Origin of the sequence: Fibrobacter sp. UWR4 (assembly GCF_003149045.1) — a bacterium.
Lineage (GTDB): Bacteria > Fibrobacterota > Fibrobacteria > Fibrobacterales > Fibrobacteraceae > Fibrobacter.
In genome coordinates this window covers 64,193-83,482 of sequence record NZ_QGDU01000007.1, presented here as the reverse complement: position 1 = coordinate 83,482, position 19,290 = coordinate 64,193, and the positions used below count along the sequence as shown (strand labels likewise).

Annotated in this window: 14 protein-coding genes; 12 read left to right on the top strand and 2 right to left on the bottom strand. The window is 48.9% G+C overall.

Annotated features, from left to right (window positions below; all coding sequences use genetic code 11):
• The first annotated feature begins 68 nt into the window (after positions 1–68).
• Entirely contained in the window at positions 69–908 is an 840-nt protein-coding gene (locus BGX12_RS04315; protein WP_109734858.1) for an ABC transporter ATP-binding protein, read from the top strand.
• Between the two features lie 17 nt (positions 909–925).
• Here the strand turns inward: BGX12_RS04315 and BGX12_RS04310 are convergent, their stop codons facing one another.
• Positions 926–2,809 carry an outer membrane protein assembly factor gene (locus tag BGX12_RS04310; protein ID WP_233246250.1) on the bottom strand — a complete coding sequence of 628 codons (1,884 nt, stop codon included), beginning with the start codon at positions 2,807–2,809 and terminating at the stop codon, positions 926–928.
• Complete coding sequence (locus BGX12_RS04305; protein ID WP_109734857.1) at positions 2,806–6,651, bottom strand: hypothetical protein; 3,846 nt, start codon at positions 6,649–6,651, stop codon at positions 2,806–2,808. Before BGX12_RS04305 ends, BGX12_RS04310 begins: the two co-directional genes overlap by 4 nt.
• A 247-nt stretch (positions 6,652–6,898) precedes the next feature.
• Here BGX12_RS04305 and BGX12_RS04300 point away from each other — a divergent pair, with 247 nt between their 5' ends.
• The 11 genes from BGX12_RS04300 (at position 6,899) to BGX12_RS04250 (ending at position 19,220) form a co-directional block, all read left to right on the top strand.
• A complete protein-coding gene (locus BGX12_RS04300; protein ID WP_146196245.1) occupies positions 6,899–7,891 on the top strand; it encodes an outer membrane protein in 993 nt (330 codons plus the stop codon).
• A 1-nt stretch (position 7,892) separates the two neighbouring features.
• Entirely contained in the window at positions 7,893–8,336 is a 444-nt protein-coding gene (locus BGX12_RS04295; protein WP_109734855.1) for a hypothetical protein, read from the top strand.
• A 76-nt stretch (positions 8,337–8,412) separates the two neighbouring features.
• Positions 8,413–10,494, top strand: a complete 2,082-nt coding sequence (locus BGX12_RS04290) for a tol-pal system YbgF family protein (RefSeq protein WP_109734854.1) — start codon at positions 8,413–8,415, stop codon at positions 10,492–10,494.
• An 88-nt stretch (positions 10,495–10,582) separates the two neighbouring features.
• Complete coding sequence (gene ndk / locus BGX12_RS04285; protein ID WP_109734853.1) at positions 10,583–11,035, top strand: nucleoside-diphosphate kinase; 453 nt, start codon at positions 10,583–10,585, stop codon at positions 11,033–11,035.
• A gap of 64 nt (positions 11,036–11,099) precedes the next feature.
• Positions 11,100–11,933, top strand: a complete 834-nt coding sequence (locus BGX12_RS04280) for a succinate dehydrogenase cytochrome b subunit (protein WP_109734852.1) — start codon at positions 11,100–11,102, stop codon at positions 11,931–11,933.
• 15 nt (positions 11,934–11,948) lie between these two features.
• Positions 11,949–13,862, top strand: coding sequence for a fumarate reductase/succinate dehydrogenase flavoprotein subunit (locus BGX12_RS04275; protein WP_109734851.1), 1,914 nt, complete (start codon positions 11,949–11,951; stop codon positions 13,860–13,862).
• The gene (locus BGX12_RS04270) at positions 13,862–14,644 is read left to right on the top strand and encodes a succinate dehydrogenase/fumarate reductase iron-sulfur subunit (RefSeq protein WP_088666178.1); all 783 of its coding nucleotides are present in this window, start codon (positions 13,862–13,864) and stop codon (positions 14,642–14,644) included. Before BGX12_RS04275 ends, BGX12_RS04270 begins: the two co-directional genes overlap by 1 nt.
• A gap of 180 nt (positions 14,645–14,824) precedes the next feature.
• On the top strand, positions 14,825–15,745 hold the full coding sequence (locus BGX12_RS04265) for an outer membrane beta-barrel protein (RefSeq protein ID WP_109734850.1): 921 nt from the start codon (positions 14,825–14,827) through the stop codon (positions 15,743–15,745).
• A gap of 186 nt (positions 15,746–15,931) precedes the next feature.
• Entirely contained in the window at positions 15,932–17,455 is a 1,524-nt protein-coding gene (locus BGX12_RS04260; protein ID WP_109734849.1) for a hypothetical protein, read from the top strand.
• 23 nt (positions 17,456–17,478) lie between these two features.
• A complete protein-coding gene (locus BGX12_RS04255; RefSeq protein ID WP_109734848.1) occupies positions 17,479–18,795 on the top strand; it encodes a U32 family peptidase C-terminal domain-containing protein in 1,317 nt (438 codons plus the stop codon).
• Positions 18,796–18,812: 17 nt separating this feature from the next.
• Complete coding sequence (locus tag BGX12_RS04250; protein ID WP_109734847.1) at positions 18,813–19,220, top strand: hypothetical protein; 408 nt, start codon at positions 18,813–18,815, stop codon at positions 19,218–19,220.
• Positions 19,221–19,290: the final 70 nt, after the last annotated feature.

Genomic DNA, 19,290 nt, shown 5'->3' with positions numbered 1-19,290 from the left:
TGGGTTGATCTGATTTCGTTATATTAACTGCGCTGAAATTCCTCAGCGCAATTTCTATATTCAGAATCATGACAGCAATCAAGCTTGATAAAGTTTCCTTTCGCTATCCGGGCGTCAGCAAATGGGCGCTTTCTGAGGTGTCCCTAAAGATTCCTCAGGGAAGTTTCTATGCCTTGCTTGGCCCCAATGGCGCTGGGAAAACAACCATGCTACGATTGCTTTGTGGTCGTTTCTCATGCTTTCGTGGAACTGTTCAGATTGCCGATGCCTATAGGGCTAAGAATGGCTTTCTAAATCCAGAATGTTACGGCGTCCTGCTGGAAAATCCGGGCATTTATCCCAAGCTTTCTATTCAGGAATATGTGGAATACTTTCTGGGCTTTTATGGCTTTGGCGATTCTGCCTACAAAAAGAAATGCAATTCCAAGGAACGTATAGAAACCCTGGCCCAAAAACTTGAATTGCCTGATTTATCCACGAAAATGTCTGCTCTTTCTCTTGGCAATCGCCAGAAGGTGCAGCTGCTTCGCACTTTGGCGCCCTGTCCCAAATTGCTGATTCTTGATGAACCTGTGGCCAATCTGGATCCTATGTCCCGTGAGGCTGTGTGGCATCTGATTGCCCAGTGGCGTAAGCAGGAAGGCGGTACTGCCATTGTCTGCTCCCATATCCTTGCCGAAATGGAAACGGAGGCAACGGACTTTGCAATCATCGATAAAGGTACTGTCCTAAAACAGGGCCGCGTATCGGAACTTGCTAGTGATAATGGTGCGTTCCAATTGGAACTGCCCCAGAATGTCACGGAAGAGCAAGTACGAGCCGCCCTAAAACAGGCTGGACTTCTGGATGTCCACATTTCACAGGCCAAGTCTAGCCTGTCCGAATTATACCGTAATACGGTTCAATAAAGTACAGAACGAAATCTTTAGAACGTCTGTGAAAGGTCGAAGGCGAATCGTCCCCAGTGGAAGGATTCTGTATTCCAGTTCGTCAAATTCTTCTTGAAAGCATAATCCAGACGGAAGGTCAGGAATTGCCAACGGTAACGGATACCTAAGCCTAAACTTTCGTCACGCGCTTCTTTGTACTGGGGGTCTTCATCTGTGACGTAAGCCCAGTCGTAGAATTGAACAATTTGCCATTTGCGCAGACTCTTCCAGGGGAACGTCCAGCGAATTTCTTCATTAAATCTTAGATAACGCGGTGTCAGACCCGTGTTGATGATGGTTTCGCCTTCATTATCGGGATCCGGTGATTCATAACTAGCGTAAATGCTGCGGAAGCGATAGCCGCGTACAGACCTGGAACCGCCCTGGTAGAATACACGGGCGTCGTCTTCGATGGCCTTGGCGAAGAACTTGCCTACGCTTCCGCTTAAGGCTCCGTTAAATGTCCAGAATAAGGGGAAGTACACGTTTGCGGTAACTTCTCCGTACGAGTAGGGGTCTCCAATCATGCTCAACGATCCGAAATCACCATTCAGGTTGGTTCCTGCGCCAACTGTGGGGGCAATTCGGATACCCTTGGTGGGGTTGAAGTAGTCGTCCGTATAGTCGAAGGTCAAGGCGATTTCGCCCTTCAGCTTGAACATCTTGTCGGTAATCTTGTTCACGTAGCGGGTGTCCAACGTGCCACGGAAACGAATATTCTTGGTAATGCCGAAGGTAAGGTCGCCTCGGTTGATAATTTCGTAACGTTCTTCAATACTGTCGGGGTAGGCGGGCGGGTTGATCTTTTCGTGATTTAGGGTCAGACGGTCTTCGAAACGGATTGCCGTGGGGATGAAGCTGAAAGACGTACCGAAAAGTAACGGGTTGGCGTAACCGACGGATAATTCCTGCTTGTGCTGTGCCACCTGAAAATTTGTGGAGAATTCATTGAAACGCCCGAAGAAATTCTTGTGTCTAGCTTGAGCCTGTGCGCCAAATCCATAGATTTCTTCATAGAAGAATCCATAGCGGGTGTCTCCAGGAACACGTTCCGTTACCTTCACATGAACGTCGGACAGGCCATCGGCTCTCAGGGAATCCGTGAGCTTGATTTGCGTGAACAGCTGGGTAGAGAATAGCTTGGACTTGAAGGAATTGTACTGGTTACCGTCAATGACTTCACCGGGCTTGATTCTCCAGAGGGATGATAGCCAGGCGGTATCTGTAAGGCCTGCGTCGGATACGCTATCCTTGTTGCCGGGGCCTGTGGTGCGGCGGGTTTCACTGATCACACCGCCCATCATCACTTTCGGGCCAGCATCTACGGAAAATTCTACGCGGATTTTTCTGCTAGTGGTATCGATGTACTCTGTAGAGGAAACATATGCATGGAGATAACCTTCTGCACGGAAGGCGTTCTGGAGGGTTTGCAGGTCTTCTGCGATTTCTTCATGGCTGTAGTAGCGGTCCTGGGCTGTATTCAATCCAGTGGTGTCAAGTTCCACACGGCTGTCCTCGGGAACCTTCACTTCTACGCCTCCGAAACGATAACGTTCGCCATCGCGAATGTAGATGTAGTATCCGCGTTGCACCACATTGGAACTGATGAAGTCCCTTTGGATATCCAGGGTGATTTCGGAACTGAAGTATCCCATGGTGTAGTATAGTGCCCTTACGTTTTCCATGGAAAGACGCATGATGAAGTCTTGCTTGGTGGTGTCCATCTGGCCAAATTTTGCGGGGGTATCCAGCTGTTCTTCAATCTGATAGCTGGAGAATACCTTATTGCCGCTAATATGGACATACCAAGGATTCTTATCAGGTTCTTCGGCGAAAACCATAAGCACAAGGGCGAATACCAGGAAAATCAATTTCTTCATTTCTTATTCTCCTGTTCCTTGTTCTCAAGGTCAATATCTTCACAGAAACCAAGGCCAAGCAGGCAGGGATTCCAGTAACGATAAGAGTAGTTGATGCCGATGTTCTTTTCCACTCGGTTTTCGTTTCCTTCAGTACCGGTGTTGGTCAGGTACTGCTTTTCTATCAACATCGCATTTAAGGATACGGTGGGGTTCAAATGGTTCTGATGGCTGTATTCGGCTTCCTGGAAAACAGGAAGTGTGTAATTGAGGCCGAACTGCAGAGCCTGATCATAAGTGGGGTTGTCACTCTGGTCCTGGGTATAACCAAAAATCAAGCTCATGTTCTTGATCCAACGGTCCATGGAAATCGGAACTTTGAAATAGCTGGAATCCTTATCGCTGGTGGTTGTGTTATCGAAAATCATCACCTTCATGTCGATGTCACCGATGTAATCGCCACCCAGGGTCTTGTTGGCTGTTGCGGAAATGACCTTGCCGATGGCCTTGCCCGCAAGCTTGTTCCAGTCCGTAGATTCGTCTCCGCCGTCTGCAATGCAGCCGAGGAATACGTTGTAATAGATGGAAGCTGTTGTCGCTTCGGTGCCGCAATTAGAAGAAGGAACTGGCTGGGGGTTACTGATCGTTCCCTGTATGTCTAGATTGATGGGGCAGGTTTCGGCCTCGTTCTCGTTGGTCTCGGAACAGTAGTGAAGTTCTTGGCTACTGGTTACGTCGATAATGCCATTCTGCCATGCGTCATCGTTCCATGAAATCTGGAAGGAGTTCAGTTCGAATTCATACAAGTCGCGAATGCCGATGAAGCCGCTGTTGGTATTGCTGATGTCGCCACGAAGCAGGGGACGTGTAGTGCTTCCCAGAACCCAGATGTCTACGGTGAAGGGGAACGTTGCAAAAGGTGTTACCACCATGACGGAATCGTTCTGGGAATCGCTAATGTGTAGAGACAAATTAACGGGGCTTGCGGTTGAAATCTTTGCTTCCTGCTGACCCTTCTTTCGAAGCTTTGTGGTGAAGTTGTTGAACATGGTCAGATAGCGGTCGATTGATGCGGGAGTCACTTCAATGTCGATGGATTTGTGGTAAACCATCTTGTCGATGATGATGTTGCCGCCGATGGTCTTGTTCTTAACCTGACCTTCCTGGCTATGGGGAATACTGAAGTTGATGTCGCCTCGTCCGTGAGCTTCCGCCTCGCCGAACATGTCGTGAGAGAAACCGTATGTCAGCTTGGGAATGTTTGCGGTAATGAGCAATTCTTCTTCGCTATCTTCCAGATGACCATTGATGTTTTCGAACCGCACCGTGTGTTCGTCCAGGGTAATGGTGTAACTTTGTGATAGAATGTCTACGGCCTTTAACTGCATGCTGTCCAGGTCGAATTGCAAGGTGGCTGTAACGGCTTCGTCCTTGTCATTTCGTGTGGAGGCTTCTCCGATTTCAACAAGTCCGTCCTGTACGGTTCCGCGAATGAAGAAGGGGAAGGATATATCCATTTTTGCTGGCTGGAAAACGGTAGAGTCACTTCGAATTTCTGCAGTAATTCCCTTAAGTCCCTTGGTAATGTCTGCGGTAATGTCTGCGTGTAAATCTGTGTTGGTAATTTCGCTGAGGGAGCCCGGAACGTACCAGGATCCATTCACGTCGAATGTACCCTTGAATATCATGTCCTGATCGATGAAGCCTTCCATCCAGGCGGAACCGCCGTTGTCACTTCCATGGGTGATGTTTACATGACGCTGGTCGTTAAAAATGTGATCGAAAATTATCTGGGTGTTTCCGCTCCAACCCCCAAGACCAATATCCAGATAGGCGTTAATTTCCACCTTCTCGTTCTGGGCGAACATGTTCAGTTTCTTGATATTGAACATGTCCGGATTGATCTTGTTGAACTCGATGTCGAAGAAGTCTAGGTTGCCGGAAAGACCTTGCCCAGCCTGATAGGCTAGCTCACCATTCAGCATGCCCGTAGATAAGGTTGAATCGTTTAGCGGTTCAAGCAATAGAGGAATGCTGAAGTCGTGAGACGACAGGTTGGCGTATAGGACTTGGATAGGCAGTGTGGCTGTCGGCTTGAAATCTGGATTGGAGTCGTTGGGCAAGACAAATCCGCCTGACAGCTGTACCGAGTTTTTGTTGTGGTCTGCATTTGCCTGGTCAATGTAGATGGTGTCTCCGTTCTGGCGGGCGAGGATGTTTGCCTTCAGGTCGAAGGCGTCCAGGTTTCCTTCTACATTCAGTTCTGCAATACCATGGTTGCTGTCGAAATTCTGGAACCAGTGTCCGGTGACCGTTCCGTTGATTCGTTCACTGATGTTGATGTCTGCAAAGGGAATGGTTCGGATGACGGCCTGGTCAGTCTTTGCGTCAATGGTCAAGCTATCGTCAATGGTAATGTAAACGCTGCCGGAACCGCCCGTTCGCTGATAAAGATTCCAACTGGTGTGCGGATCCTTTGTCCCCCAGAATACATCACCGTCAAAGTCGAATGTTTCATCAGGTGTGTAAATCTGTCCTCTGTTGAATACGATGCCTTCTAAGGTAAGGTCCAGGTTTACATGGACTGAGTCTGCTTTCATGTGGTAGGCGTATGGGACGTCCGTGAATTTCACTTGCGCCTTCATGCTGTTCCCATCAAAGAAACCGTAAATCTTCGTGTTCTTTGTCAGGATCACGTTTCCGCGAACCCAGTCCAGCGCCCATGGTTCGTACGGAGTCAGGTCTCCTGTATACGAAATGACGATACCGTTCTCTACATCGATTGTACTGTTGATGATGGATCCCTGTCTGGTTTCCACCAGGGCTTCCATCTTACTGCCTATCTTTTCAAAGGAATGAATTTCAGCATCCAGAGGCATCATCTGGGGACCGAACTTGGCGCTCATGTGGTCCACGCGTCCCTTTGCTGTTCCGTTGAACTTGGTGTCGAAGGCTCCCTTCAGGTAAATGGATCCGCCTTCATTATTTCGCAGGGTGGTCTCAATCCGGATGGAATCCATATTGCCCTCTACGTCAATACTGGCGTTCAGGGGCATTAAGGGCCAACGCTCTCCGAGATGCGTCTTGATGTTTGCCTTGTACTTCGCCTTGCCGGTCTTGACGTCTACGTTTGCGTCTGCCGCGACTTCCAGCGCTCCTAGACTAGGGGCTCCATGGGGCCATTCCATTGGCAGCCAGGATTCAGGATCCTCTACCATTAGATTTACCTTGCTCTTGACTTGAGTCAAGTTGTTCTTTGGGGCGTCAATACTGACCTTTACTTCGTCATCTGCGGTCTGTACCAGTACACTTGCCTTCAAATTCGTGCCGCTAAAGTCTGCGTCAATGTCTACGGCAGCCTTGGATTTGACATAGTCGCCTTGTACATTGTCCGCTCTTAGGGCGATAGCCTTCTCTCCAGTATTTTCAACGGAGATGTTTGTGGCGCTCCAGTGCTTTCCGTCGGAAAGGGTAACTTTGGCTTTCTTTGCTTTTATCTTGACGGGGAGGGGAATCCTTATTTTTTCGGAGATGGATAGGTCCTGTTCCTGTTGGGATTCTTTTTTCTCGCCTTCCGTGTTGATATTCGCTTCCAGCGATTCCATGTCCAGATTGACGAGCTTGCCTTCTCCAAGCAGGGTGGCGCTGAGTTTCGGACGGACCACCTTCACGGTAGTACCGTTGGTTTCAACAAATAAGGAATCAAAGGAATGGTCCAGCAGACCATTTATCTGGTAACCGTAGGGTCTTATAGTGACACCCGACAGTTCATGTTCTGTGGAAAGGAATCTTATCAGTAGGGCGCGACCAAACCAGACACCCAGAGACAGGGCGCCTACAATGAAAGAGGCAACGATTGCCATTCCTACAAATGTCGTTTGGTTTTTCAAATCGTGGAAAAAGTTAGAAAAAGAAGGGGTAACTCTTTGATGCTCAACGAGTTACATATGCCTAAATACGCCTAAAAACGAATGTTAGTGAACTAATGTGCATGTCTATATGACGCTTCATCACCCCAAAGGGTTATTTTGTCGGAAAAATAGGATTTTTTTATATTTAGCATGTTTTGTTTTGTATATTTTTCATAATGGAAAGTTTGGAGGTGATTTCATGAAAAAGATTCTTTTTGCTCTGCTTGCTTTTGCAGCATTTTCTTTTGCTGCTGAAAAGGTTTATCTTGCTCCCATTAGCTTAGTGGGGATGCATGGCGATTATGCCTTGGTATCTTCAAAGCTTATGAAGGCATACATTGAAGATGATGGCCGTTTTGTTCTCGTTGTGGGTAATGAACAGGATTCCGTAACGGTGGATGACCAGGCTGCAGTCCGTGAAAAGGCCATTGCCAAGGGCTGTTCCAAGTATATCCTTGCCGAATTTACTCGCCTCGGTGACAACGTCCTGATGTCCTTCAAACTGTATAAAGTCGATTCCGACGCACCTATCTGGGATGACCGTTTGAAGGCTGCCAATCCGGATGACTTCGATCCGATTATCCAGCGTGTTGCCCGCAATATCGGTACCAAGCGCAAGGCTACTATGGATGATGACATCTATTCCGTAACCCAGAAGGAAACTGAGGATATTACTCGCAAATCCGTTTCTACCTATTTGGGCGTTTCCTTGGGTGGTCTCTTTGCAATGCAGCCTGACGTGGATGCTCTTGCAGGTATTTCCGTATATTTGCATTTCGACTTTGGCTATTTGCTGGCGGGTCTCGATGGCTCTTATTACGGGTTGGATAATTCTCTGGAAATGGGCTCCATTAACTTATCTGCATACTATCCATTTGGTTCCAGGGCTCTTACTCCTTACGTAGGTGGTGGTCTGGGCATTGGTTTTACTACCTATGATTCTGATATTGAAGGTGTCAAATATGCTTCTGTAGACGACCGTGCTGGCCTTAGCGGCTTCTTGGGTGGAGGTCTCCTGATTAACCGCAACAGCAAGCTTCTCTTGAACTTGAACGCTCGTTATGTCCTGAATTTCTATAAGACCAGAAATTTGGAATGGCGCAAGGCCGACAACGGTTCTAAGGAGTTGGTTGCCAAGGATCACGCTATTAACGGCTTCCTGATTAGCTTCGGTATCGCACGAGGATTCTAAGATGCAGTGCAGGCGCATTGCCTCCATAGCAATTCTGCTTCTCTTGACAATTTCTTTGAATGGCTGTTTTTTTGGCCGTTCAAAGATCGTAGTTTCTGATGGCGGATCTTATGATATTTACGCTGACGAATCTTATGTGTGTTCTACAGGTCGCGGTGATTGCTATCTTGCCAAACGAGGCACTTCCTCGCCGGTCCATCTGAAGGCCGTGCATAAGGATGTTGTTGCTGGTGAAACTCAGATTTCCAGGTCAATTACAGTGGCGTCTGTTATATGGGCTCCCTTTACTTATTATTCGTCATTGTTCCTTTACCAGGCCTATCCGGATGAAATCTACATCTACGTAGGTGAGCCGGATGAAAATGGTTCTGGAGCGAAATGGTTGTCAGAACAGGATGATGCTCCGAAGGAATCTGGAAGCGTTTGGGATAAACCCCTTCTGTAAGAATAGATAAGCGAGCCATTTGGCTCGCTTTTTATATATTTAGCCTACCATAGCTATGTATATGAAGAGGATTACAATGAAAGCTCGCCTGATTGCACTGGCTGCTAGTGTGTTTTGCGTTTCTCTGACGGGTTGTAATGGGGTCGGTCCTAAGGAAACCCTCATTGCTAAAATCAATGATGATTCTGTCTACAAGGAAGATGTCCTGTATATGCTGGATGGTGGTCGCTATGACCACGATTCCCTGCCTTTAGGAAAGATGCTGTATGACCGCTTCTATTCAGGCTACCTCATTGCAGAAAAAGCTTTGGCTGAATACCCTGGTCTGGAAAAGGAATGGAAGGAACTGAGCGAAGCGCTTGAAATCCGATGGCTCACTACTGTCTATCGTGATTATTACCTAGGGGAGTGCATGGGCTTTGCCGATGCAGAACTGCGTAAGTACTACGAAAGTAACAGGGAGAACTATCCCAATGCGGATTCCATTACGGGCTTTTATGGTGTCCGTAATGATGTGGCCAGAGATTACTATGTGCTGAAAAATAAGGACGATTTTGAAGCCTTCCTGAAGAAGGAATTGAAATTGAACAAGGAACCTTCTGCAAAGGATACTGCAGAAGCCAAGAGACGGTATTCGCTTGTTCGTGCCAAGGAAATGAAGGAAAGTATCGCAGCCAACATTCTGGAAAACGAACATTACAAGATTGTAGAATTGCCTCCTATCGATCCCAAGGCTTACTACGAGAAGTACAAGGATCAGTATAAGACCGTTCCCGGTTATGAACTTTATGACTTGCAGGGAAGTGATTCTGTAGCCCTTACTAAAGTATTGCCGGAAAACGCAGACCTTCAGACTTTCAAGAGTGTTGCTGTAAAGAATAGCGCCAATAAGCTGATTGCAGCTGATAGCGGCTACGTAGGCGTTGTGAAACAGAATTACGCAATACCTTATGGCATCGGAATGATGAATGAACTGGATCCCATCCTGGTGGGGAAGTCCGCAGGCTTTATTACTCCTGCACTTCGCAGTGCCGATGGTAACTTCCACCGTTTCTATTTGGCCGCTACAGTTCCATCCGAAGTAAAACCTTATGAACGCGTGGCTCCCGCAATCCTGAAGTCCATTGAAAATAGGGAATTGCTGGATGTGGACTCTTCTGTGGTGCTGATTACCAAGGATGGCAAACCTGTATTTACGGAAGCTGACTTGATTCGATTCAACGAACAGTTCGTGAAGCGCCCGCTGACAAAGCGTAGTCATGACTGGACTGTAAACATGCTTGCGGAGCATTACGCTTTCTCTGATGCCGCAAGACGTCTTAAGCTGGATCATGAATGGGAGTATCGCGCAATCTTTCGTAGCGCCCGACTGGAATTCCTGACGGAACGTTATATGGATAGCGTTGTAGTGAATGTGTCCGAAGACTCCGCAAGAATTTGGTTCGATAAAAACCTGGCTGCAGCAAATCCCTTGACTAAGTTTGACGAAGTGAAGTATCGTATGATGGCGATGGCTTCTTTCCCGCAGGTCCTTTCCCTCCGTGATTACTACAGAGGCTATGCAGTGATGTATAGAGGGCAGAGTTTCAACAAGGTCCTCTTGAATTTGTTTGATCGCCATTTTGGAGAATACCGTTCCGCCATGAAGAATCGTCTGGCTGCAGAAGCTTACAACAATGCCCGCATCCATCTGTACGATTCCTCGATTCCCGAATACAAGCCGACCTCCTATCTGCAGGCTCTGCTGTCTCGCGCGGATTCTCTCAATAAGGCAGGCAATAAGGATGATGCCTACCTGGAGTACCGCTCCTTGCTGTTTGCCTATGGCAGTGTGGATTCCCTGGCTAGCATGGCCATGTACGAGATGGCTGATCTTCGCAATGACCAGGGCCGTTTTGATGAAGCGGATGCGGATTACTATGCGTTCTACAAGATCTTCCCCCAGCATCCCAATGCAGAAAAGGCCATGTTCAGTCGTGGCTTTATCCTGAACGAAAATATGGGCAAGGATAGTCTGGCTCTGGAAGTCCTTACCGAATTCGTGAATCGTTATCCCAATAGCGAATTTAAGGAATCCGCAAACTGGTTGATCGATAACATCAGAAGCGGTGGTAAGTTGCAGGAAGAACTCAGTAAGAAAATTGAGGAAACTCCCTAAAAAACGCCTGAAAATTCCGTTTTTATAAAATTGTACAGGAAAATTTTAACCTATATTTAACGCACACACATAAAAAGGTGGTATACCCATGGAAATGACATTCGCTATGATCAAGCCCAACGCCGTAAAGTCCGGCTTGGTAGGTCAGATTATTGCCCGTTACGAAGCTGCAGGCCTCTCCGTCTGCGCTATCAAGATGCACCAGATGACTAAGAAGGACGCTCGCGGCTTCTACGCAGAACACGTGAAGAAGCCCTTCTTCCCGGAACTGGAAGCCTATATGACCAAGGGTCCGTCCGTGATGCTCGCTCTGGGCGGCGAAAATGCTATTGCCAAGGTTCGCGCTATTAACGGTGCTACCAATCCGGCTAAGGCAGAACCGGGTACCCTCCGCTACGATTTTGCACCTTCCATGACCGAAAACGTGGTTCACAGCTCCGATAGCCCCAAGAGCGCAAAGCGTGAACTGGACTTCTGGTTCGACAAGAAGGCTCGCTATGCTTACGAAGCTGCAAGCAAGAAGGCTTGCTGCATCCTCTAATGGTGGTTTGACTTCATCTAGAATTTCAAAAACAAACAAGACCCTCTCAAGGAGACACAAAACAATGCAATGGATCATTAAGTATCTTACTTCTTCCATTGGTAAGAAGCAGATCATGGGATGCACCGGTGCGTTCCTCGTTCTGTTCGTTACCGGCCACATGTGTGGTAACTTCCAGCTTCTGAACTTCAACCAGGAAGCGGCTCAGGCATCCTACAATGCTTACACCGAATTCCTGACTGGTTTCAATCCGCTTCACTTCCCCGTAAAGCTGATTTACCTCGTTGAACTCGTTCTCGTTGCTGCATTTGCTACTCACATCGGTCTTGCTATCAAGCTGAAGCTCGAAAACAAGGCTGCTCGTGGTAACGTCGGTTACGAAGTGAACGCTCGCAAGGGTAACAAGTCCTTCGCTACTTTCACCATGATCTGGTCCGGCCTCATCATCGTTGGCTTCCTCATCCAGCACCTCACCACCCTCAAGTTTGGTGAACATTACCTCTATGTGAACGAAGCTGGTGAAATTGTCCGCGACATGTGGCTCACCACTATCGACATGTTTGCAAACCCGATCTGGACTGTGTTCTATCTGGTTGCACTGTTCTCTGTTGGTCTGCACCTCTTCCACGCTATCGCTTCTGCTTTCCAGACCCTCGGTCTCGCTCATCAGAAGTGGACTCCGGTGATCGACAAGTTCGGTATCGTCTATAGCGCTGTGATCGCTCTGTGCTTCGCTGCTCAGGCTGCTTTCTCCTGCTATATCGCACACCAGCCGGAAACTGAAGCTCTTCGTGCAAAGTCTCACGAAATCCAGAAGCAGCTGGAACAGAAGAAGGCTGCCGCTGAAACCAAGACTTCCTTTGTTGTCGGCGACGTCATCATTTCCACCAACGTTTAATGGAGACCATAACTAATGATTCTCGATTCTAAAATTCCTGGTGGTTCCATTTCCGAAAAGTGGACCAAGCATAAGTTTGAATTGAAGCTCGTGAACCCGGCTAACAAGCGTAAGTTCACCGTTCTCGTGGTGGGTACCGGTCTTGCTGGTGCTTCCGCTGCAGCTTCTCTCGCAGAACTGGGCTACAATGTGAAGTCCTTCTGCATTCAGGACTCTCCCCGTCGTGCTCACTCCATTGCTGCCCAGGGTGGTATCAATGCTGCTAAGAGCTATAAGAACGATGGTGACTCCGTCTATCGTCTTTTCTACGATACCGTTAAGGGCGGTGACTTCCGCGCTCGTGAAGCCAACGTTCATCGTCTCGCCGAAAACTCCAACTTGATCATCGACCAGTGCGTCGCTCAGGGTGTTCCTTTCGGCCGTGAATACGGTGGCCTCCTGGACAACCGTTCCTTCGGTGGTACCCAGGTTTCCCGTACCTTCTACGCTCGCGGTCAGACCGGTCAGCAGCTCCTCCTCGGTGCATACCAGGCTCTCATGCGCCAGGTTGCAGCAGGCAAGGTTGAACTGCTTCCTCGCCGCGAAATGATGGACCTGGTCGTTGTCGACGGCAAGGCTCGCGGTATTATCGTTCGTAACCTCGTTACTGGCGAACTGGAAAGCCACGTCGGCGACGCAGTCTGCCTTTGCACCGGTGGTTACGGTAACGTTTACTACCTGTCCACCAACGCACAGGGTTCCAACGTCACTGCCGCTTTCCGCGCATACAAGAAGGGTGCTGCATTTGCTAACCCCTGCTACACTCAGATTCACCCGACTTGCTTGCCCCGTCATGGAGACCTGCAGTCCAAGCTGACTCTGATGTCTGAATCTCTCCGTAACGATGGTCGTATCTGGGTTCCCCGCAAGGCTGGCGATACCCGTTCTCCGGACCAGATCCCCGAAGAAGATCGTTACTACTACTTGGAAGAAAAGTACCCCAGCTTCGGTAACCTCGTTCCTCGTGACGTGGCTTCCCGTAATGCTAAGCAGGTTTGCGACGCTGGTCTCGGCGTTGGCAACACCAAGCTGGCTGTGTACCTGGACTTTGCAGATGCTATCAAGCGCATGGGCGTTGCTGGCGTTTCTGCTAAGTACGGCAACCTCTTCCAGATGTACGAAAAGATCGTTGACGAAGACCCGTACAAGGTTCCGATGCGCATCTTCCCGGCAATCCACTACACCATGGGTGGTCTGTGGGTTGACTACGATTTGATGTCCACCATCCCGGGCTGCTTCGTCCTCGGTGAAGCAAACTTCTCTGACCACGGTGCTAACCGTCTCGGTGCTTCTGCTTTGATGCAGGGCCTATCCGATGGTTACTTCGTGATCCCGTTCACCATCGGTGGCTACTTCGCAGGCACCAAGCTGGAAAAGGTCTCCGCATCTGATCCTGCTTTCGAAGACTGCAAGAAGCAGACTGCTGAAAAGATCCAGAAGCTCCTTTCCATCAAGGGTCACCGCACTGTTAACGATATCCATCGTCAGCTCGGTAACATCATGTGGGAATACGTTGGCATGGCCCGTAACAAGGCTGGCCTCGAAAAGGCTCTCCAGGAAATCCCCGCACTCCGCGAAGAATTCTACCAGAATGTCAACGTCGTCGGTTCCGAAGGTTCCTTCAACCAGAACCTGGAACGTGCCGGCCGTCTGGCTGACTTCCTTGAATTCGCAGAAGTCCTCACCCTCGACGCCCTCCACCGTGAAGAATCTTGCGGCGGTCACTTCCGTGAAGAAAGCCAGACCGAAGAAGGCGAAGCAAAACGTGACGACGAAAACTTCTGCTACGTCGGTGCTTGGGAATTCAAGGGCGACAATGTTAAGCCCGAACTCCACAAAGAACCTCTTACCTTTGATAACGTCCACCTCGTTACTAGGAGCTACAAATAATGAGCCACGGCAATATGAATTTGACTTTGAAGATTTGGCGTCAGAAGGACTCCAAGACCAAGGGACAGTTCGAAACTGTCAAGATCAGCGACATTTCTCCCGACATGTCCTTCCTGGAAATGTTGGACATTGTCAACGAAGAACAGATGAAGCAGGGCAAGGAAGGCTTTGCATTCGACCACGACTGCCGCGAAGGCATTTGCGGTATGTGCTCTCTGGTCATCAACGGTATGCCCCATGGTCCCGACCACGGCATCACCACTTGCCAGCTGCACATGCGTAAGTTCAAGGATGGCGATACCATCGTGATCGAACCTTGGCGCGCTGCCGCATTCCCGGTTATCCGTGACTGCGCTGTGGACCGTTCCGCTTTCGACCGCATCATCGCTGCTGGCGGCTACGTTTCCGTCAACACCGGTGCCGCTCCCGAAGCTTCCGTGATCCCCGTTCCCAAGGCTGATGCAGACCGCGCCTTCGACGCTGCTGCTTGCGTTGGTTGCGGTGCTTGCGTTGCTGCATGTAAGAACGCTTCCGCTATGCTCTTCGTCTCTGCTAAGGTTTCTCACCTCAGCTTCTTGCCCCAGGGCAAGGTCGAAGCCAAGAAGCGCGTGCTCGCAATGGTCGCTCAGATGGACAAGGAAGGCTTTGGTAACTGCACCAACCTTTACGAATGCCAGGCTGCTTGCCCGAAGGGTATCACCGTGGATTACATCGCCAAGATGAACCGCGAATACCTCATGGCAACCGCTACCTACGCTGAAAAGGTGTACGGCAAGGACTAAGAGGTCGCTCATGCCCAAGGCATTCGCTTTGAGGTCGGTCGCTTCGCTCCCTTTGAGGAGTGGGGCTTCAGGCCTTTAAGCAAGTCAAGAACTCCGTTCGGGTTAAATTCCGGGCGGGGTTCTTTTTTATGAATTGTTTTTTACTACATTTACCGTACAAAATTTTTTAAGGAGAAAATAATGAAGACGTCTTACTTGGGTGCCATTGTTCTGGCTTGTTCCATGGTGGCTGCAGCAAATGCTCAGGATGATTACGAAGATTACGCTTATGACGAAGGCGTTGCCGAAAGTGCGCCGGAATCTTATGACGAAGATGTTAGCACCGCAAAGAGCAGTTACGATTATTCCAGTGAAGTGACCAAGTCCGAGGAAGTTCCTGTTGCGATGGACCTTCCGGAAGATAAGAGTGCTTCTTCCAGGCCTAAGAATCGCTTTGGTTTCCATTTGGGAGTAGGTTTAAGTGGTACCTATGGCAATGAAGAAGCTCTTGGCTACTACTATAACCCGAACACCGAAAAGTATGATTTTGATGAAAGAGATCCTTTTGATGGATATATGGGTTTGAATTTAGATTTCGGTTTCATGTACGTCTTCTACATCAATAACAGGATTGCTATTGCTCCCGAAATAAATATTCGTCTTATAGATTACTTTAAGGAATCCGACATTTATTATGCCCGTGTTCATGATGATTGGGGACGTACCTATTATGAACCGGTGGACGAAAACATGATGTTGGTTGACATCTCTATTCCGGTGATGGGACGTTTCTATGCAACTAAGAATTTCTTTGCTGAAGCAGGTGTTCAGTTTAACCTTAATTTAGCAGGCTCCTTCACTTTGGATAACGCCGAATACGATTATAGTGAAGATGTTGGCGAATGGAACGGTGAAACCTTCGGTGTTTCCTTGAACTTTGGCGGTGGTGCAACTTTTGATGCAAAGAATGGACACGCCATTGAAATCGGCCTTCGTTTTATTCTTGACCTGACTCGTCTTGAAGCAGATGAAATGGTCAAAAATGATGCTAATGATTCCTACCGTAATCCTGTGGAAACCAAGGGCTGGCATTTGCAGTTTGTCTGCAACTTCCTTTTCTAGTCATGTAGTTTAAGGCATCTTAATGAAAATACCTCCCGGATTATTTCCGGGAGGTGTTTTTTATGGAACCTTTTGTTTCGTTCGGGACGAAATGACTCAAAAAGCTTGGGTAGGGGAGGTCTTGTTGAAAATGGATTGGAAAAAAACTAGATTTGGGTTAATCGATTCTTGTAAAATCAAAACATTATGAAAAAGCTTTTTTTGCTCTTTGTAGCCTTTTTGGGCGTTTCGGCTTTTGCTGCGTCTCCGGTTCTTGGCCCGGAAAACGTCCGTAATCTCCGCCTTCTGGAAACGTCTCCCATGCTTTTCGAATTGCATCGTGCGACGATTTCCCATGACCCCCAGTCCTTTGCTTATCCCCGTAGGGATACGACCTTCCGTGCTGCCATGAAGAAGGATGCATCTAGGGCTCTTCTGGCTTATGACAATGTTCACGGCGGTATGGTCCTTGGGAAGGGTGCTTCTGATTCGGATAAGGTTCCTAGCATCGCTTTGGCTGTTTCTCTTGTTGGCGGCCTGGACTATCGTGGCGGGGAAGCTCTCCGCGATACCATTTGGCCTGCTGTTGATGGAGGCATCTACCTTCGCGGTTATGCGGATTCCGTCGATTTTGTGCTGGATGCCCGTATTTACGATGAAGGTCATTCCTATAAGTGGCCCCAGTCTTTCGATGGAGAATTCCTGGAAGTTCAGAGAGAAGAGAACAACTCCGGTCTGGAATACACCAGCTATGCCCGCTACCGCACTCACTTTGCCTTGAACTACAACTGGCTCCGTCTGGATTTCGGCCGCGACGTGATGCACTGGGGTCCAGGTTACTATAACAACCTAACCCTGAACCAGTTTGCCCTTCCTTATAACATGCTCACTCTGGATATGCAGTTTGGCCCTCTCCGCGTGGTTTCTTTCTATGCGGACTTGCGTATCTACAGCAGCATGAGCATGAAGAACAAGGACGAGACCCGTAACTTGTTCGGCCACCGTTACGAACTGGCGGTGGGAAATGCCACCTTTGGCATTAGCGAACTGCAGATGCTGTACGACAACATGAAACCCTGGCTTTTCGTGCCTACAGCCCCGCTGTTTATGGAAAAGGGAAATTATTCTGAAAGCAGCAACAATGGGGCCCTGGCCTTTGACTTTAACTACCGCCTGTTCAATACAGTCCGTATTTATACGGAATTCTTCCTGGACGATATGGAAAGTCCTGTAAGTCTCGTGAAGAACGATAACATCGAAGCTAAGTGGGCCTGGATGGCGGGCTTGCAGGCTGCCCATAATTTTGATGTTAAGGGCCACCTGCTGGAAACGGGTACCATTGCGGAATATGCCCGTATTGAACCTTATGTGTACGGACACTTTGAACAGAATACAGCCCAGCTGGCTCACTTGGGCCGTCCCATCGGTAGTCAGCGTGGTTCCAACAGCCAGACGATTGACTGGACTCTTTATGGGCGCCTGGATGGATATCTCTTTGCGTCTCTCCGTAATACCTGGGCCTGGAAGGGGACGGATTATGGGAGCGCCATCAACGATACCACTCCGACCAGCAACCACATGAAGATCCATAAGCATTTCCTGAAGGGTGCAAAGATGGAATACTCCTTGACTCCAGCCCTCAGCTACGAAGGACAGTACGTAAGCTTTATGGGTGAGTTGACCCTCATTAATGACCGCAAGATTTATCTCCGTGCCGGTTTCAAGTTCTAACCGTTTTTATTTGGAAAATCAAGATGTTTAAGCCTGAATTGCTTGCTCCCGCTGGGGATCCGACTCGAATGAAATATGCCTTCGCCTACGGTGCGGATGCTGTATTTGCCGGGCAGCCGACCTTCTCCCTCCGCTCCCGCGAGAACGGTTTTAAGAACCTGGACGACCTGGCGGAAGGGATCGCCTACGCCCATGCCCGCGGGAAGAAGTTCTATCTCACCAGCAACATCATTCCCCGTAACGTGAAGGTGGAGGCTTTCCAGAAGGCTCTGCTTGCGGCTATTGACTTGGGCCCGGACGCTCTGATTGTGGCTGACCCTGGCTTTGTGGGGTGGATCCGTAAGGTTCGTCCTGAGGCTGAAATTCACTTGTCTGTGCAGGCCAACTGCACCAACTACTTGACGGCTCAGTTCTGGCATGACCTGGGCGTGAAGCGCGTCATCCTGAGCCGTGAATTGCGCCTGCCTGAAATTCTCGAGATGAAGAAGCTTCTTCCGAGCTTGGAACTGGAAGTGTTCGTTCATGGTGCTGTCTGTATGTCCATGTCCGGACGCTGTATGCTTTCCAACTGGGTGGTCCATCGTGACGCCAACCTGGGTGCATGCGATAATTCTTGCCGTATGCCTTACCGTCTCTATGCCAATGAAGGTCCGCAGGTGGAAGACTACCGCGAACATGAAGGCAACTTTACCCTTCAGCGTACGGACCGTCCGGAACTGGAACCTATAGCTCTGGACGAAGATACCTGGGGTACCTACTTCATGAGCAGTCGTGACCTGTGCGCAATCGAAGTGGTTCCCGAATTAATCAAGGGCGGTCTGGAATCCTTCAAGATCGAAGGCCGAACCAAGTCCGTCTACTACCTGAGCCAGGTGGTCCGTGCATACCGTATGGCAATCGATTCCTGCTTCGAACAGATCGATGCCGGAAAGGAACCCGCAATTTCAGACGAAAGTCGCCGTGCAGTCACCTATCTGGATGGTCGAGGCTTTATGCAGGGCTTCCTCAAGGGACCTCTGCCCCAGAATTACGAATCCACTCATGTGCCCGCCGATGCAGGTTGCGTTGCCGCCCAGATCCTGGACTATGATGTGGCCTCCCACTCCGTGCGAGTTAACGTGAAGAATCCCTTCACTCTGGATGACAAGCTGGAGTTGATGACCCCTGCAGGAATGGCGACCTGTGCTGTTGAATCCATGAACGACTTCCGTGGTGCAGCTGCCGATAGGCTGAATCCGGGTACGGAAGGTCGTATTTTCCTCCCGAAAGATGTAAAAATTGACGATAATAATGCGGAATTTTCCTTTTTTGTGAAGGATTTTCCCCAAAAATCCGTTTAAATACATAAATTATCGTTATGGCTGTAGATGAAGCTACAAAGAAACAGGATCAACTTGAACTTTACCAGATAGACGATTCGGCAATCTTGCCGTTCTTCGAAAGTCATGTGGAAGAGTTCCGCAAGTTTATCCAGGAAAGGGAAGCCTTGGGGCTATCCCTTCTTGAGCATCTGAAACAGTTCATTCGTTCCGTTAAGCAGCCTTTTAATATGCGCCGCTACATGGACGTCCAGTCTACCTACATCCGTCAGACTCTTCAGCACCGAAATGAGGATCGTCAGCAGGCGGTGAGTCACTGGATTCAGGAAAACGCCGGCAAGCACCGTAACCGTATGATCCAGCTCCAGTGTCTCTATCTGGACCGTATTAAGGACCGTCTACTTCCGGAAATTGAAGCCCTTCTGAATTCAAAAAAAGACCAGTAGCTAACTCCTTATAGTTCAATAAGTTATGTAAAAAGTGGCGAAATCTGCGTAAAAACGCAGGTTATTTTTT

Excerpts from the sequence above, each read along its gene's own strand:
- BGX12_RS04250 (WP_109734847.1), top strand. The coding sequence starts at position 18,813 with ATGGCTGTAGATGAAGCTACAAAGAAACAGGATCAACTTGAACTTTAC.
- BGX12_RS04295 (WP_109734855.1), top strand. The coding sequence starts at position 7,893 with ATGCAGTGCAGGCGCATTGCCTCCATAGCAATTCTGCTTCTCTTGACA.
- ndk (WP_109734853.1), top strand. The coding sequence starts at position 10,583 with ATGGAAATGACATTCGCTATGATCAAGCCCAACGCCGTAAAGTCCGGC.
- BGX12_RS04260 (WP_109734849.1), top strand. The coding sequence starts at position 15,932 with ATGAAAAAGCTTTTTTTGCTCTTTGTAGCCTTTTTGGGCGTTTCGGCT.
- BGX12_RS04315 (WP_109734858.1), top strand. The coding sequence starts at position 69 with ATGACAGCAATCAAGCTTGATAAAGTTTCCTTTCGCTATCCGGGCGTC.
- BGX12_RS04310 (WP_233246250.1), bottom strand. The coding sequence starts at position 2,809 with ATGAAGAAATTGATTTTCCTGGTATTCGCCCTTGTGCTTATGGTTTTC.
- BGX12_RS04280 (WP_109734852.1), top strand. The coding sequence starts at position 11,100 with ATGCAATGGATCATTAAGTATCTTACTTCTTCCATTGGTAAGAAGCAG.
- BGX12_RS04255 (WP_109734848.1), top strand. The coding sequence starts at position 17,479 with ATGTTTAAGCCTGAATTGCTTGCTCCCGCTGGGGATCCGACTCGAATG.
- BGX12_RS04300 (WP_146196245.1), top strand. The coding sequence starts at position 6,899 with ATGAAAAAGATTCTTTTTGCTCTGCTTGCTTTTGCAGCATTTTCTTTT.
- BGX12_RS04275 (WP_109734851.1), top strand. The coding sequence starts at position 11,949 with ATGATTCTCGATTCTAAAATTCCTGGTGGTTCCATTTCCGAAAAGTGG.
- BGX12_RS04265 (WP_109734850.1), top strand. The coding sequence starts at position 14,825 with ATGAAGACGTCTTACTTGGGTGCCATTGTTCTGGCTTGTTCCATGGTG.
- BGX12_RS04305 (WP_109734857.1), bottom strand. The coding sequence starts at position 6,651 with ATGGCAATCGTTGCCTCTTTCATTGTAGGCGCCCTGTCTCTGGGTGTC.
- BGX12_RS04270 (WP_088666178.1), top strand. The coding sequence starts at position 13,862 with ATGAGCCACGGCAATATGAATTTGACTTTGAAGATTTGGCGTCAGAAG.
- BGX12_RS04290 (WP_109734854.1), top strand. The coding sequence starts at position 8,413 with ATGAAAGCTCGCCTGATTGCACTGGCTGCTAGTGTGTTTTGCGTTTCT.